Source organism: Photobacterium sp. WH77, from assembly GCF_022014395.1.
Lineage (GTDB): Bacteria > Pseudomonadota > Gammaproteobacteria > Enterobacterales > Vibrionaceae > Photobacterium > Photobacterium arenosum.
Map to the genome: position 1 here is coordinate 200,169 of NZ_JAKLTE010000005.1, position 14,801 is coordinate 214,969.

Genomic DNA, 14,801 nt, shown 5'->3' on the forward strand with positions numbered 1-14,801 from the left:
AGATAAGTGGTTATTGTTAGGGTAATTTCGTTCTGTTTGTTATGTATCACGGGACTTGAGCATTACCGCATCATCCCCAATGTAGAGAGAGCGCTATGACTGAGAGTGTAACGGATAAAATGGTTGATACCATTGCCAATAATGAGCTGGCTGATGGTGTAAAACAAGCGGGTAACTGGGTTGTCGATAATCAGGAGCTGTTAATCCAGTATGGCGTTAACCTGATTTCTGCCTTATTAATTCTGTTTATTGGTAATCTGGTATCGAAAGGGGTGGCGAGCGGCTTCGGCAAAATGCTGCGCCGCAAGCAAATGGATGAAGCGGTTGTCAAATTCCTGCAGTCAATGGTCCGCTACCTGTTGTTTGTGATAGTGCTGATTGCGGCATTAAGCCGAGTGGGTGTGCAAACGGCCTCTGTGGTAGCTGTCATCGGTGCCGCCGGCCTGGCTATCGGCCTGGCCTTGCAGGGCTCACTGTCCAACTTCGCTGCCGGTGTGCTGATTGTTGCCTTCCGTCCTTTTAAATCAGGCGATTATGTTGAAGTGGCCGGGGTGGCCGGTTCTGTCGAATCTATTCAGGTTTTTCAGACCGTACTGAATACCCCGGACAATAAAATGGTGGTTGTCCCTAATGCGGCTGTGATTGGTGGAGCTATCACCAACTACTCCAGGCATGAAACCCGTCGTATTGATTATGTCATCGGGGTTTCGTACAAATCGGATCTGAAGAAAACCAAAGAAGTGCTCAAGCGCGTTTTGGATGCAGAGCCTCGCTTACTGAAAACGCCTGCGCCAACTATTGGTGTAGTGGCTCTGGCTGACTCTTCGGTGAATTTTGTAGTTCGTCCCTGGGTGAAAACCGCCGATTACTGGGCCATCTATTTTGATTTGCTTCAGGCGATCAAAGAAGAGCTGGATAAAGAAGGTATTGAGATTCCCTTTCCGCAAATGGATGTGTACCTCAACAAAGTTGAAGAATAATGTTCAGCTAAATTGCAACAACAATGGAGCCGTTTGGCTCCATTGTTGTTTTTGGCACGTATCTGCTGATGTTAGAAAATATACTGTGTCAGCAGGCCTTGAGCCAGATGGGCCGCAATAATGAACATCATGGCGGCAACGGCAATATCGATGCCACGTTTGACTTTGGGCCGGGACAAGGTTGGCGCCATCTTCGCTGCGGCAATCGACAAGGTATAGAACCAAACGAATGATGCCAATATCGTACCTATGGCAAAAGCAATGCGGTCCTGGCCCTCAAACTGCCCGCCAATCGAACCCAGAATAACAACGGTATCCAGGTACAGGTGCGGATTGAGTACAGTAACAGCCAGCGCGCCAGCAACTACGGCCCGTCTGCCGCGAGCCAGTGTTTGTCTTTGTGCTTCTTCTTCAGAGGCCTGACTAAAGGCACTTTTCAGAGACAGGCTACCGTAAAACAGCAGAAAAGCGATCCCACCCAAGGTCACAGCCAGCAGCACGCTTTCGTTGCTGGAAAGCAGCGCGCCGCCACCAAATACGCCCAGACTGATGAACAACACATCAAGCAGGCAGCATACAGTGGCAGTGGTTAAATGATGATTACGTTTAATGCCTTGATTGAGTACATACGCATTTTGAGCGCCAATCGGAATAATCATGCTGGCGCCAAGGCCAAAGCCTTGCAGTAACGGCCATAGACTCATGAGTGATATTGTCCTTATTCTGTGGTGAAAGTGACGGCTACATCTGGCTAAAGCTTAAATCACTCGCTATGATTTAGTAAATCTAATAATTTTTATGATTTATTAGACTTACTAATATTGAGGGTAGGCATGGAAGGACTGGATTATCGCTGGGTACAGGCGTTGGACGCAGTCGTGTCGCAGCGAGGATTTGAACGGGCGGCAGAAATGCTATGCATCACTCAGTCTGCGGTTTCGCAGCGGATAAAGCAGCTGGAAAAACACATGGCTCAGCCATTGCTGGTGCGTGAGCAGCCACCAAGGCCCACACCGGCAGGACAAAAATTGCTGGGTCTGTACCGCCGTGTTCGCCTGCTGGAGCAGGAGTTACTGCCGGATATCCGCCCTGGTGAGCAAAGCCAGCCATTACAAATGTCCATCGCTACAAATGCTGACAGTCTGGCCACCTGGTTGCTGCCGGCACTCAGCCCGCTGCTCAAACAGCGTCGCATCGAGATTAACCTGATGCTGGAAGATGAAAGCAGAACCCTCGACAGGTTGCGCAGCGGGGAAGTGCTCGGTGCTATCAGCATGGAGGCCACGGCAATGCCTGGCTGTGTGTCTGATTACCTTGGCCGGATGGATTATTTGTGTGTCGCCAGCCCGGACTTTCAGACGAAGTATTTTGCTGATGGAGTCACCCGCGAAGCACTGATGCGCGCCCCTGCTGTGGCATTTGACCAGTATGACGATATGCATGAAGTCTTCATTCAGCAGCATTTTAATCTGCCTCGTGGCAGCGTGCTGACCCACAGGGTGCGCTCCTCAGAGGCTTTCGTCAAACTGGCGCTACAGGGAGCGGCATACTGCCTGATCCCTAAAATTCAGATAGAGTCAGAACTGGCAAGCGGCGAGTTGGTCAACCTGACCCCGGGTATCATGCTGACACGCAGAATTTACTGGCATCACTGGGCGCTGGAAAGTGGTGTCTTTAGTGAAGTGACAGCTCAGTTGCTTGATCATGCCAGAAACCGTCTGCCCCAGTGAGGGGAGTCAGCGTATTCTGGAATTGATAAATGTCATTTTAATAAAATGATGTGCAAAATTTTTTGCGATCCAGGGATAATTTTTCTCTGTCCGGTGTCAAAAACAGCATAAGGCCAATGAGCTGAAACCTAACGTTATGATTTGGATGGTGTTATGAAAAAAACCTTACTTGCTGTTTGTTTGAGTGGAGCGACTCTGATCAGTCCGTTGGCAATGGCAGAAGACAGTTTTCCCCGTCTGGAAACCATTGGTGTGGGTGAAATAACTGCTCAACCGGACATGGCTGTGTTTACAGTGGCGGTTGAAGAAAATCGTAAAACCGCTCAGGAAGCGAAACAGGCCGCGGATAAAGCCGTCACGGCCTTTATGGAGCGCTTGCAAAAAAGCGGCGTAAAACGTGCGGATATTGAAAGTGCCAATATTTATCTGCATCCGCAGTATCACAGCAGCAACGATGCGCCACCTGAACTGGTGGGTTATCAGGCTTCACGTCAGGTGACTGTGACTGTTCGTGATTTAGAACAACTCAATACCTACCTGGACAGTGCGCTGGGGGATGGAATCAACCGGATTCAGAACATAGAGCTGAAAGTCAGCGATGCCGATAAGTACATGGAGCAAGCTCGCCAGGCCGCCATCAAAGATGCGCAAAGTAAGGCCAAGTCACTGGCACAAGGTTTTGATACCGACATCGATGGCGTGTGGAATATCCGCTATTTCGATCCTATGCCGCGACCGGTGATGGGGCGAATGAAAATGGATGCAGCGATGGAAACTCAGGCCACCTATCAGGACGCCGAAATTACTTTCCGTGACAGAGTGGAAGTGGTTTTCCGCCTGGAAAAATAACGCTATGCGTCAGACAGAAAGAAGCTCACCCCAGGGTGAGCTTCTTGGTTTAAGGGGCGTGCCAGAATTAATGCAGAATACGGGCACGGACTGTGCCGTCAATGGCCTTCAGCTTATTCAGTGCTTCTTCAGATCGCTCGGTCTCAACGTCAATCACCACATAACCCAGCTCAGGGCTGGTTTGCAGATACTGAGCGGCAATGTTGATACCTTCAGCGGCGAAAATTGTGGTGATCTGATTCAGAATGCCCGGGCGGTTTTCGTGAATGTGCAGCAGGCGCGAACAGCCACGGTGCTCAGGTAATGACACCTCAGGGAAGCCAACGGCCGACACAGTTGAACCGTTGTCTGAGTATTTCACTATTTTGCCCGCCACTTCGATACCGATGTTTTGCTGAGCTTCCTGAGTCGAACCACCGATGTGTGGAGTCAGAATCACGTTATCAAAGCGCGTCAGCGGTGACTCGAACTGATCTTTATTGGTTTTAGGCTCGACCGGGAAGACATCAATCGCAGCACCTGCCAGATGTTTGCTTTCCAGTGCACTGCACAGTGCATCTATGTCGACGACTGTGCCGCGCGCGGCATTGATAAAGATGGAACCCGGCTTCATGCGCGCGAATTCTTCGGCACCCATCAGGTTCTGAGTATCCAGCGTTTCAGGAACGTGCAGACTGATAACATCGGATTTATTGAGCAGCTCACTCAGGGAATCAACCTGGGTTGCGTTGCCTAAGGTCAGTTTGTTTTCGATGTCATAGAAATACACATCCATACCCAGGTTTTCAGCCAGAATACTGAGCTGAGTCCCTATGTGACCATAGCCTATGATACCCAGTTTCTTACCACGGGCTTCATAGGAGGAGTCAGCCGTTTTTTGCCATTCACCCCGGTGGGCTTTGGCATTTTTTTCCGGGATACCACGCAGCAGCAGCAATATTTCACCCAGTACCAGCTCAGCCACACTGCGGGTATTGGAGAAGGGGGCGTTAAATACAGGAATACCACGGCGGTTGGCTTCAGCAAGATCAACCTGATTGGTACCAATGCAGAAACAGCCTACAGCAATCAGCTTCTTGGCCGCGTCAAAGACTTCTTCAGTCAGCTGGGTACGGGAACGAATACCTACAAAGTGGGCATCTTTGATTGCGTCGAGCAGTTCATTCCCCGCCAGCGAGCCTTTGTGATACTCGATATTCTCGTAGCCGGCTTGTTTGAGCACTTCAAGTGCAGAGGGGTGAACGCCTTCCAGCAGCAGAATTTTAATCTTGTCTTTATCCAGCGAAACTTTTGCCATGGTCCTTTTCCTTAAAAACAACAGGTATTCCATACAGCGGGCAGGATAACGTGTTCATGCAACAGCACATTGTGATGTCACACGGTGACAGGCGTACATCCTGTGTTGCCGTCTGGTGAGCTTAAACGATTGCGTTCACATTAAAGTATCAAAAATTTCGGTGAAGTGGCGAGAATATTACGAAATGGATAATAAAAAACGGCATATATTATGCCGTTTAGTCATCAAGCCTTATGAATAGCGCTGATACTGTTATTTAGTGACAGTTTTCACGCCATCAGGAGAGCCTACCAGCAGGACATCCGCACCGCGTCGGGCAAAAAGACCGACAGTGACCACGCCTGGCAGCGCATTAATCTTATTTTCCAGATCTTTTGCATCGGTGATTTGCAGATTGTGCACATCTAAGATGATATTGCCGTTATCAGTGATGACACCTTCACGGTATACAGGATCGCCGCCCAGCTTGACTAACTCACGGCCTATGTAGGAGCGTGCCATCGGAATAACTTCAACCGGCAGCGGGAAGGCACCCAGCACATCGACTTCTTTGGTGTTGTCGACAATACAGATGAATTTTTTGGCAATGGCCGCAACAATCTTCTCGCGTGTCAGTGCCGCACCGCCACCTTTGATCATGTCAAAGTCAGGGTTGATTTCGTCTGCACCATCCACGTAGATATCCAGCGCAGACACTTCATTGGCATCAAATACCGGAATATCTAACTCTTCCAGTCGCTGTGTTGATGCAACAGAGCTGGACACAGCACCTTTGATTTCTTCTTTGCGGGTTGCCAGCGCATCGATGAAGTGATTGACGGTAGAGCCGGTACCAACGCCTACAATGCTGTCTTTGGTCACGTAGTCCAGGGCTGCCCAGCCAGCCGCTTTTTTCATTTCATCCTGTGTCATGCTTTTTCCTCGTGATGGCCTATGGATTGCGGAGCGCTGATTATAGCCGACCATTGATACTCTGGCAGGTTAAAATCATGATGAAGATCCCTGTTTAGGCAACTGACAGCTGGATGTTTACCAGTGGTGGTGTGCCGAGGGGGTGATAATAGCTGGCAGTGGTACATCCCAGGCTTCTGCCGGCAGATGCCGGACCTGCTGGCAGTCGTGGGCCAGTCCGAGGGGACGAGGGCCTGCGCTGTTATGGTGCCACTGGCTTAATGTGCGGTCATAGTACCCGCCCCCCATGCCTAACCGTTGTCCCTGTTCATCAAAGGCGACAAGAGGGGTACAGATCAGATCCAATTCGTGAACGGGTTTAACAAGACGAACATCCAGCACAGGCTCGGCAATGCCATAGCGGTTACAATGCATTTTCGTCTCAGGCCGGTAATGCAGAAATAACAAGTGGCCTTTGCTGAAGGGATGTAACACGGGTAGATAAACGTTTTTGTTCTGGTGCCACAGCCATTCGATTAGCGGTTCGGTATCTAACTCACCGTCATTGTTGAGGTATAAAGCCACATGTTGCGACTGGCGAACCTCGCTGAGCTGACAAAAGCGGCTCAGCACAGCCTTACTGGCCTGTTCCTGCTGGTGTGGGGTCAGTGCCTGGCGTTTAAGGCGCACCTGCTGACGAAGCTGTTGGCGTGTGGTTTGGGTTGTTTGGCCGGTAAAGCCTTGCGGGAGAGATGCATCCATAACATTCTATGCCTGTCGTCGCCTGCTCAAAGAGAGAACTGCTGGCTGTGAGCAGAATAGAAAAAGAGGGGGTGCCCCAAGGTGCCGTTGCGAATTGTAGCCCTTGAACCAGACGTTCAAGGTGGATCGGCAACATTAACCGTAGGCTTCTCAGTCGTGCTGAGCATGCTCAATAGCTAATAAAAGCAAATCCTGGTTTTTTGCTTATCGGCTCGGGGACGTCGATTCGCTGACGCACACCCCAGGGTCAATCCATTATCAACGTTGCGGTTGATTTTGCAATGCCTCAGTCAGAGTTTCTGTAATTTGACCGATGCGCTCGGACAAAGAATCGGCATTGTTGTTAAATTCTTTTCGTTCGTTATGCAGTTCACTGCAGATGTTCAGCCCGGTAAACATCAGTAACTGCTCCGGGTTGGAGATTTTGGTTCGCTGCGACAGTTCATTCAGGCGACTGTCAAAATCCGCCGCGGCTGCACGTAGCGCTGTTTCCTGGCCAACGGGGCAATTTACCTTAATGGTCCGGCCTAAAATTTCAATTTCAACTGCCTGCGAGCTCATAGCTGTTTTGTATCCGTGTCAGTCACTGTGAATTCGTGAAGCGAAGATCGGCCGCTAATATAGAAAAAGCCTATTTAACTTGCAAGCATGCGACCTGACTGCATGAGCGACCTGCAAGCGAGATGACAAATCTTCATCAGTTCGGTGTTATTTTTGCCGTTGAGCCGATGAATGCCAGTAAAAATATCGACTCAATCAATCGCCTTTTGCTTTAGGTTAGCCTGAATCCAGCCTAAGTGGTAGCATATCACAAACCCATCTGACACCAATCTTATTAAGGTGAAAAAGCCCATGAGCGAAGTAAAATTGCCGGCTTATGAAGCGGTGGAAACCGCGCTGAAAAGTCAGTCTCTGGCGGTTACGCCCTCAGAATTACACGGATTACTGACGGGTATGCTGTGCGGCGGTTTACCCGCTGTCGGCGAGCATTGGATTGGTCCGATCTCGGATTACGCCAACAATGGCGAATCTCTGGACGGTGACGCCAGAACGCTGACACAAAATCTGGTGGATATTACTTCTAAGGAATTGGCTGGTACGGGGTTTGACGCGTCTTTGTTGCTGCCAGATGATGATGTGGATTTGATGGTGCGGGCTGAAGCTTTGAGTGAATGGGTTAACTGTTTCTTGTCCGGATTGGGTCTGATGGGACTGAATCAAGAAAAATTGCCAGCTTCAGTGCAGGAAGCCTTGGGCGATCTGCAGGATATCGCGCAGCTGGGGATCGACGATGAGGATGATCTGGAAGAGCAGGCGACGTTGTTTGAGCAGGTCATAGAGCATGTCCGAATGTGCACGCTGACCTGTTATTTCGAGCTGGTGTCACGACATCAGTCGGGTCAGGGCGATGCGCCTACGCTGCACTGACAGGGCAGGTTTGAGGTAAAACAGACGTGAAGCAGTATGATGTTGTCATTGCAGGGGGAGCCATGACGGGTGCCAGCCTGGCCCTTGCATTGGATACCCTGAGTAAGGGTAATTTGCGCATTGCCGTTGTTGAAGCGGTTTCTCCTGAACAGGCAGGCCATCCCGGCTATGATGCCCGCAGTATTGCTATGTCTTTAGGCTCCGTCCGCTTGATGGAGCAACTCGGCCTCTGGTCATTTCTGGCGGGCGAAGCCACGGCTATCTCTCGTATTCATGTGTCTGATCGCGGCCATCCCGGCTTAGCCCGTATGTCTGCCAGTGAGTATGGGATCAGTGCGCTGGGCTATGTCATTGAACTGGCGCAGGCGGGCTCTGTATTCCTTGAGCAGTTGTCGGAAAGGGCGGCGATTGATCTGTTTTGCCCGGCCAGAATCCATACGCTGCATCGCGAACAGGATGTGGTCAGCCTGCAGCTCACTAACGGTGAATCTTTGCAGGCCAGCTTACTGGTGGCGGCCGATGGCGGGGTGTCCGGCTGCTGCGCGCAACTGGGCATAGGTCATCAGAGCCTGGACTTTGAACAGGTCGCTGTGATTGCCAATATCTCTACCGCTTTATCTCATCAGGGCGAAGCCTTTGAGCGATTCACGCCTTTCGGTCCCCTGGCTTTGTTGCCGATGAGTCAGGGACGAAGCTCGCTGGTATGGTGCATATCGCCGGAACAGCAGCAGGAAGTGATGGGATGGGACGACGAAACGTTTCTGGCGCAGTTACAGTCCAGCTTTGGCTGGCGTATGGGCAAGATGGTAAAAACCGGCCAGCGATTTGTGTATCCGCTGAGTCTGCGACAGGCTGAGCGACGGGTTTCTCACCGTTTTGCTGTGGTCGGCAATGCTGCTCAGACACTGCATCCGATAGCCGGGCAGGGGTTCAATCTGGGCTTGCGTGATGTCGTGACCCTGGCTGAGGAAGTGGTGGCTGGCTATCAGGCCGGTGAAGACCCGGGATCAACGGCGATACTGAGCCGCTTTCGGCAACGTCGCGAGCCAGACCAGGCCGCAACGGTGGCGATGACCACATGCCTGGTGAAACTGTTTGCAAATGAGCACTGGCCTTTGGTCGCCGGGCGCAATGCCGGCCTGATGGCGATGAGTGTAATGGATACAATTAAAGCGCCGCTGATGAAGCGGGCGATGGGACAGGTAGACAGATAATCATGATGCAAAGTGTGGATATAGCTATTATCGGTGGCGGTATGGTGGGGTTAACTCTGGCTGCAGCCCTGGCCGATACTGATCTTCGTATTGCCGTCATTGAAGGCCAGTTGCCTGACCCTGAACTGGCCCCGTTACCGGATGTCCGTGTCTCTGCATTGAGCCGTGCCAGTGAACGGATTTTGCAGCGGGTCGGAGCCTGGCCAGGCATGGCTGAGCGCAGAGTCAGCCCTTATCAGCAGATGGATGTCTGGGAGCAGGACAGCTTTGCGCATATCAGTTTTGATGCTGCCTCTCTGGCGCAGCCTGATCTTGGCCATATCGTCGAGAATCGCGTGATTCAGCTGGCACTGCTGGACAAAGTGAAAACTCAGCCTAATGTGACCATGATTGCCCCGGTGCGCTGCCAGCAGCTGGCTTTTGGTGAGCGCGAAGCCTGGCTGACGCTGGACAACGGTCAGAGCCTGACGGCCAAGCTGGTAGTGGGGGCGGATGGCGCCAATTCATGGGTGCGCAGACAGATGGATATCCCGCTGACTCACTGGGATTATGGTCATCACGCCATTGTTGCCAACATTCGTTGTTCTGAGTCCCACACGCGCACCGCCAGACAAATTTTTACCCCTGATGGCCCACTGGCATTTCTGCCCTTGTCAGAACCGGATCTGTGTTCGATTGTGTGGTCTGTCTCGCCGCAGAAGGCGGAAGACTTGATGGCCCTGGATGCCGACAGCTTCAGCAATCAGTTGTCTGCGGCGTTTGATTGCCGGCTGGGATTGTGCCGTCTGGAAGGCGAACGTCAGGCTGTGCCTCTGAAAATGCGTTATGCCCGTGATTTTGTGCGTGAGCGTGTGGCGCTGATTGGTGATGCCGCGCATACGATTCATCCGCTGGCGGGGCAAGGAGTGAATCTGGGGTTGCTGGATGCTGCCAGCCTGGCGGAAACTCTGAGTCTGTTGTGGCGTCAGGACAAGGACATAGGGGCCCGCCAGCATCTGCGTTATTTTGAACGCTGGCGAAAAGCGGAAGCGGCGAAAATGATTGCGGCTATGCAAGCGTTCCGGGAGCTGTTTGATGGCAGTCATCCGGCGAAAAAGTTGATCCGTGATGTGGGGCTGTTGCTGGTCAACCATGCGCCTGGGGTTAAAGATCAGTTTATGCGCCGGGCCCTGGGGTTGAGCGGAGAGCTGCCTGCGTTAGCCAGAGTTGAGTAAGGTTCTTTTAACTGAATGCTAATTCTGAAAAGCCGTCTCGCGAGAGGCGGCTTTTTTTGTGAGTCCATTTACTTTCAATCTGTTTTTTTTCTCCTAAAGTAATAACAGTTAGGCAAGACGAAGCCTTTGTAAGGGAAGGTTAGACCTCTTTTTGTGAACATATCGGCGTCGCCGTTTTGGTAAGGATCTACTTATGGCCCATATTCCTTCTGAATTGAAATTCACTAATACTCATGAATGGGTACGTCCCGAAGGGGACGGAATCTATACTGTCGGCATCACAGATTACGCGCAGCAAATGCTGGGGGATATGGTGTTTGTTGATTTACCGGAAGTGGAAAGAGTCACTGAGGCTGGCGATGAGTTTGCGGTGGCGGAATCGGTTAAAGCGGCGTCAGATGTGTATGCACCTATATCCGGGGTTGTGGTGGCTATCAATGAAGACCTCGAATTGTCTCCTGAGCTGGTGAATAACGATCCGTACGGAGATGGCTGGCTGATTCAGATAAAAGCCGATGATGAAGGTGAGCTGGATGAATTGCTGGATGCCGAAGGGTATCAGGAGTTTACCTCTGAAGAAGACTGATATCAGCGAAACATAATAATCAGGCGATGTGTTCTGCCTGTGATGCTGGATAGTTGCCAACCATGCTGCGACAGCATCAGGTTTTTTAACTGAATGTAAATTATGAAGAGCCGTTTCGAAAGAGGCGGCTTTTTTTGTTGGCTCAATGACTTTCAATCTGATTTTTTTATCCTAAAGTAATCTTAGGAAGGGCTGAGTGCCCTTGAGGTAATACTAACCAAGTTGCGCTTTTGTTTTGGTATATCACCAAACGGGCACTTTAGACTTTAATAAGGATAACGTTATGATTCATATTCCACCTGAATTGAAGTATACCGAATCACACGAATGGGTACGTGCTGAAGGTAATGGTGTTTATACCATCGGAATCACGGATCACGCACAGCAATTGTTAGGGGAGATGGTGTACGTTGAATTACCGGAAATTGACAACGCATTTGAAGCGGGCGAGGAGTTTGGGTCTGCAGAATCAGTCAAAGCGGTATCAGAGGTATATGTACCAGTATCCGGGGTAGTGGTGGCAATCAATGAAGAGCTGGAGGGGGCTCCTTATTTGTTGAATGACTCTCCATACGGAGATGGCTGGCTGATTAAGATAAAGGCCAATGATGAATCTGCTCTGGATGATTTGCTTGATGCGAAAGCTTATGCGGAGTTAGCGCGTGAAGAAGAGGATTAGCGCTCAAGCAGGAATCATCTATTAGGCCGGTAGTTAACCGGCCTTGATTGTATTAAGCCGCTTCTTTGAGCCGACGGATCTCCATATTCACTTCTTTCACGGTTTTGAAATGACGTTGTTCTGCTTTCACGGGCAGTTTGAGCAGCCCATTGTCAAATTCATACCCGCCACGACCGTCAATGTATAAGCGGCCACTGAATAGCCTGCTGACGTGTTTGGCTACCAGTTTCGGTAAATATTGTTTAAACATGCGCATAATGATGAGCAACCTTGCCTTATTTCTATTGTTGTTGTGTTTATTTCGCGGCCATTATAGAGAATTGACTATGAAATATTTGTGATACTCTCAGCATAATGTTTATGTAGAATGATGGCTTAGTGTAATTAATTTTTACAGATTTATCATTGCGCAGAGTATTATTCTGAATTGATGTGTGAATACTCAATTAAAACTGGCGGGATTCCGGTATGGGTCAATTCCGCTACATTTCTTTTTTTCTTATTTTTATCAGTTGCTTATAGTTATCTGGTTGGGTTTGGCCAGTTGTCTGTCACGGTATTTGCTGCAGGAATGTATTGGTGTTTTTTTGTACAGCTGGATGAGGTGAAGACCATAAAAAAGTGTTTTCTGCTAACCTGTGCCACTGCTCTGATCTGTGCGTTAAATTGCGAAAAGGGTGAATGATTACGCAAAAAATGGGAGGGAGGCCCGTTTTTGGCTAGCGACAGATATTGCCATACAGGGGGGCGCACAACTGAACAAGATCTTGCATCGCCAGCTCAATCCCTGCCATGCGATCACCACTGCTGATATTCACTGTCTGATAGTGAGAGAGTGACAGGTCAAAAACCACAGGCAGCGGCTGTCTGAGCCCGATAGGGGCCACAGTGCCGATAGTCAGACCTGTGACTTCTTCAACGTCTTGGGCGTCGGCGCACGTCATCCTGCGGCAGCCAAATAATGTGCGGACTTTTTTAGGATCAACCTGCCTGGTGCCGGGCACACACGCCAGAACGTGTAACCCGCCCATATCCCGCAGAAGTATCGACTTGACCATCTGATGTGGCTCTACGCCTCGCTCTTCGGCAGCTTCTTGTATGGTGCGGGCGGGCTTGTTATGAGGGAGCAGCAGGAAGTTAACCCCTTCCTGCTGCAGATAACGCGTGATGGGAGTATCCAGCATTACGCCTCTTCATCCAGCGAATACGGCAGTGGCAGTTGTTGCCACTGGTTTTCAGGTTCGGCAGCCAGACGAAAAGCCGTGTCTGGCTCCAGATCATTGGGCAGTACGACCAATGCCAGAGACTGATGATCACTGAACTGATAGCCAGCAATGATTGTGCCGCCTTTGCGCCAGTTGTCACCGACACTGCGCTCCAGCACATCGCCGGCTTTCGGGCAGTTTTCGGCCTGGCCAGAGACTATGTACATGGCCCGTTTGTTGATGCCGCGCCATTTGGCCCTGGCGACCGTTTCCTGACCGGTATAGCAGCCTTTTTTGAAGTTGATGCCGTTAAGTGCCTGCAAGTTCATGGATTGTGGAATGAATTCCAGCCCGGTTTCGGTGTCAATACGGGGCAGGGCCTGGCGAATATCGTAAAGATCCCAGAGTGAGTCGTCTGACAATACGGCCTTGGCGGCGATTTTCTCTGCGATCTCACCGGCTGCGGCGCTATCAACCGCCAGGAGCCAGCGCTGCGCATCAATTTTTACCGCGGTCCCCTTGTCGAATGCCCGTACCTCTCCTTCACCACCCAGCACATTGTCTATGGTGGCTTGTGCCTGCTCACCTGTCAGGCCCAGCAAGACGTCGGTACTGGCTTCTATAGTGGTTTTTGAAAAGATGGCGTACTTTTTCAGTTCCGGCAATTGGGTGTCCATGACGCTTTTACGCTGCAGCCAGCCCAGACCGTCCCTGTGATGAAAGAGGCGAAAGATGGTGCGCATCTTACCTTTGGCGTCACAGTGCGCGCCAAGCGTGGACTGCCTGGCATTCAGAGACACGACATCGCAGGTGACTTGTCCCTGTAAGTAGGAAATGCTGTCCTGACCAACCAGAGTCACCAGTCCCCATTGGGTGAGATTTACCAGGGCAAGTGATGGCAGAGGAGCGTCAGCGGAAAGTGAAAGTGTGTCGAATTGCAAAGTATCTGACCAGGTGCTCATAGTCGAATCCGTCGTTGATAAGGAAAGCTGGCTTCAGCTTTCAGAAAAGCTTCGAATAAGCGCTATGTTATCGCTCTGGCTGAGCTTTGTCAGCCTGCATGCAAAAGTACCTGAGTTTTTGTGTCGGGTATTATCACGACCAGCTCTCATTTTGTTGTGCCATATGTGACTGCAGATAGTCGGCAGGAAAACTGGCTGGTAGTATTGCCGCAGAATGAACACCACCAGGAGTTGAGGTTGGATATGATAGGTGCAGACGATAAAGCACGAATTAGATGGGCCTGCCGTCGTGGCATGCTGGAGCTGGACGTCATTATCATGCCGTTCTTTGAAGAGTGCTTTGATGATTTAAACCCGCAGGATCGCCAGGATTTTGTGTCTTTACTGACATGCGATGACCCGGACCTGTTCAACTGGCTGATGGAGCACGGACGCAGCACTAACCCTGCGCATGCTGCAATGGTGGACAAGATTGTTGCCCACAACAAGAGCAAGCTTCGCTAACCTGACGCTTTACCCTTCTTCTATCCTGCTTGCCGCTTTAACCGGAGCATATCTGGCAGTGGCAAGCCTGTTGTCTTTTCTGATGTTTGCTGAGGTTCTGCCCGTGCCATTATGGTGGCTGTTTTGTGAATGGCTGTGGGGCGAGTATCTTTGCGCCAGAATCCAGCTCGCCTCCCTTCATGGCACGCTGATTTTATTTGATGATCGACAAATTGAGTGGCAGCGCTGCCGCTGGCAATTGTTTCATACCCGTGTGCTGACCTCCCGATTACTGGTTATTGAGCTGAAACGCGCCCACCAGCATTACTGGCTTGCCGTCAGCCGTGATGCCTGTTCTGACAAAGATTTCCGTCTGCTGAGCCTTTTCTGTCGTACCTGCTGACGCCAAGGGTTGAGTCTGCTGCCTTTATCACCGGCTTCTGGAAGCAGTGTCATTCTTGTCCTGCCCGTTATCACAATATTGCGATCATAAAGCAGAGCAGAGTAAAGTTCTGCTTTAT

Annotated in this window: 18 protein-coding genes and 1 other RNA gene; 10 read left to right on the forward strand and 9 right to left on the reverse strand. The window is 50.7% G+C overall.

Annotation, left to right across the window (positions count from 1 at the left end; genetic code table 11):
- Window positions 1-95: 95 nt before the first annotated feature.
- Complete coding sequence (mscS, locus tag L6J37_RS07405; protein ID WP_237794676.1) at window positions 96-980, forward strand: small-conductance mechanosensitive channel MscS; 885 nt, start codon at window positions 96-98, stop codon at window positions 978-980.
- Between the two features lie 71 nt (window positions 981-1,051).
- Here the strand turns inward: mscS and L6J37_RS07410 are convergent, their stop codons facing one another.
- Window positions 1,052-1,684, reverse strand: a complete 633-nt coding sequence (locus L6J37_RS07410) for a LysE/ArgO family amino acid transporter (RefSeq protein ID WP_192015751.1) — start codon at window positions 1,682-1,684, stop codon at window positions 1,052-1,054.
- 129 nt (window positions 1,685-1,813) lie between these two features.
- Between L6J37_RS07410 and L6J37_RS07415 the strand changes: the two genes are divergently transcribed.
- Together L6J37_RS07415 and L6J37_RS07420 are read left to right on the forward strand one after the other, a co-directional pair.
- Window positions 1,814-2,710 (forward strand): LysR family transcriptional regulator ArgP, encoded by an 897-nt coding sequence (locus L6J37_RS07415; protein WP_237794678.1) that lies wholly within the window; start codon window positions 1,814-1,816, stop codon window positions 2,708-2,710.
- Between the two features lie 153 nt (window positions 2,711-2,863).
- The gene (locus tag L6J37_RS07420) at window positions 2,864-3,559 is read left to right on the forward strand and encodes an oxidative stress defense protein (RefSeq protein ID WP_218384258.1); all 696 of its coding nucleotides are present in this window, start codon (window positions 2,864-2,866) and stop codon (window positions 3,557-3,559) included.
- Between the two features lie 67 nt (window positions 3,560-3,626).
- On the opposite strand, the gene serA is transcribed toward L6J37_RS07420, so the two are convergent.
- The 5 genes from serA to L6J37_RS07445 all read right to left on the reverse strand — a co-directional run bounded on the left by serA (window position 3,627) and on the right by L6J37_RS07445 (window position 7,070).
- Window positions 3,627-4,856: a phosphoglycerate dehydrogenase gene (serA, locus tag L6J37_RS07425; protein ID WP_192015748.1), complete on the reverse strand. Its 1,230-nt coding sequence runs from the start codon at window positions 4,854-4,856 to the stop codon at window positions 3,627-3,629.
- Window positions 4,857-5,108: 252 nt separating this feature from the next.
- Complete coding sequence (rpiA, locus tag L6J37_RS07430) at window positions 5,109-5,768, reverse strand: ribose-5-phosphate isomerase RpiA (protein WP_192015747.1); 660 nt, start codon at window positions 5,766-5,768, stop codon at window positions 5,109-5,111.
- Between the two features lie 117 nt (window positions 5,769-5,885).
- Window positions 5,886-6,509, reverse strand: coding sequence for a 5-formyltetrahydrofolate cyclo-ligase (locus tag L6J37_RS07435; RefSeq protein ID WP_218384257.1), 624 nt, complete (start codon window positions 6,507-6,509; stop codon window positions 5,886-5,888).
- A 69-nt stretch (window positions 6,510-6,578) separates the two neighbouring features.
- Window positions 6,579-6,760: non-coding RNA, 6S RNA (gene ssrS / locus L6J37_RS07440), on the reverse strand.
- A gap of 7 nt (window positions 6,761-6,767) precedes the next feature.
- Window positions 6,768-7,070 (reverse strand): cell division protein ZapA, encoded by a 303-nt coding sequence (locus tag L6J37_RS07445; RefSeq protein ID WP_192015745.1) that lies wholly within the window; start codon window positions 7,068-7,070, stop codon window positions 6,768-6,770.
- Window positions 7,071-7,361: 291 nt separating this feature from the next.
- On the opposite strand from L6J37_RS07445, the gene L6J37_RS07450 reads away from it, so the two are divergent.
- The 5 genes from L6J37_RS07450 to gcvH (L6J37_RS07470) all read left to right on the forward strand — a co-directional run bounded on the left by L6J37_RS07450 (window position 7,362) and on the right by gcvH (L6J37_RS07470) (window position 11,630).
- Window positions 7,362-7,937, forward strand: coding sequence for a UPF0149 family protein (locus L6J37_RS07450; protein ID WP_192015744.1), 576 nt, complete (start codon window positions 7,362-7,364; stop codon window positions 7,935-7,937).
- A 26-nt stretch (window positions 7,938-7,963) separates the two neighbouring features.
- Window positions 7,964-9,151: a 2-octaprenyl-6-methoxyphenyl hydroxylase gene (ubiH, locus tag L6J37_RS07455; protein ID WP_237794680.1), complete on the forward strand. Its 1,188-nt coding sequence runs from the start codon at window positions 7,964-7,966 to the stop codon at window positions 9,149-9,151.
- A 2-nt stretch (window positions 9,152-9,153) separates the two neighbouring features.
- Window positions 9,154-10,365 carry an FAD-dependent 2-octaprenylphenol hydroxylase gene (locus L6J37_RS07460; RefSeq protein ID WP_218384255.1) on the forward strand — a complete coding sequence of 404 codons (1,212 nt, stop codon included), beginning with the start codon at window positions 9,154-9,156 and terminating at the stop codon, window positions 10,363-10,365.
- Between the two features lie 202 nt (window positions 10,366-10,567).
- Window positions 10,568-10,951 (forward strand): glycine cleavage system protein GcvH, encoded by a 384-nt coding sequence (gene gcvH, locus L6J37_RS07465; RefSeq protein ID WP_311568064.1) that lies wholly within the window; start codon window positions 10,568-10,570, stop codon window positions 10,949-10,951.
- A 292-nt stretch (window positions 10,952-11,243) separates the two neighbouring features.
- Complete coding sequence (gene gcvH, locus L6J37_RS07470; RefSeq protein ID WP_330872759.1) at window positions 11,244-11,630, forward strand: glycine cleavage system protein GcvH; 387 nt, start codon at window positions 11,244-11,246, stop codon at window positions 11,628-11,630.
- A gap of 52 nt (window positions 11,631-11,682) precedes the next feature.
- On the opposite strand, the gene L6J37_RS07475 is transcribed toward gcvH (L6J37_RS07470), so the two are convergent.
- The 3 genes from L6J37_RS07475 to ygfZ form a co-directional block, all read right to left on the reverse strand.
- The gene (locus L6J37_RS07475; RefSeq protein ID WP_027253583.1) at window positions 11,683-11,886 is read right to left on the reverse strand and encodes a DUF1107 domain-containing protein; all 204 of its coding nucleotides are present in this window, start codon (window positions 11,884-11,886) and stop codon (window positions 11,683-11,685) included.
- Window positions 11,887-12,349: 463 nt separating this feature from the next.
- Window positions 12,350-12,814 (reverse strand): aminoacyl-tRNA deacylase, encoded by a 465-nt coding sequence (locus L6J37_RS07480; RefSeq protein ID WP_237794682.1) that lies wholly within the window; start codon window positions 12,812-12,814, stop codon window positions 12,350-12,352.
- Window positions 12,814-13,797, reverse strand: a complete 984-nt coding sequence (gene ygfZ, locus L6J37_RS07485; protein ID WP_218384250.1) for a tRNA-modifying protein YgfZ — start codon at window positions 13,795-13,797, stop codon at window positions 12,814-12,816. The genes L6J37_RS07480 and ygfZ overlap by 1 nt, the downstream gene beginning before the upstream one ends.
- Before the next feature lie 243 nt (window positions 13,798-14,040).
- Between ygfZ and L6J37_RS07490 the strand changes: the two genes are divergently transcribed.
- Window positions 14,041-14,301 carry an FAD assembly factor SdhE gene (locus L6J37_RS07490; RefSeq protein ID WP_120513499.1) on the forward strand — a complete coding sequence of 87 codons (261 nt, stop codon included), beginning with the start codon at window positions 14,041-14,043 and terminating at the stop codon, window positions 14,299-14,301.
- Window positions 14,273-14,683, forward strand: a complete 411-nt coding sequence (locus L6J37_RS07495) for a protein YgfX (protein ID WP_218384249.1) — start codon at window positions 14,273-14,275, stop codon at window positions 14,681-14,683. The genes L6J37_RS07490 and L6J37_RS07495 overlap by 29 nt, the downstream gene beginning before the upstream one ends.
- Window positions 14,684-14,801: the final 118 nt, after the last annotated feature.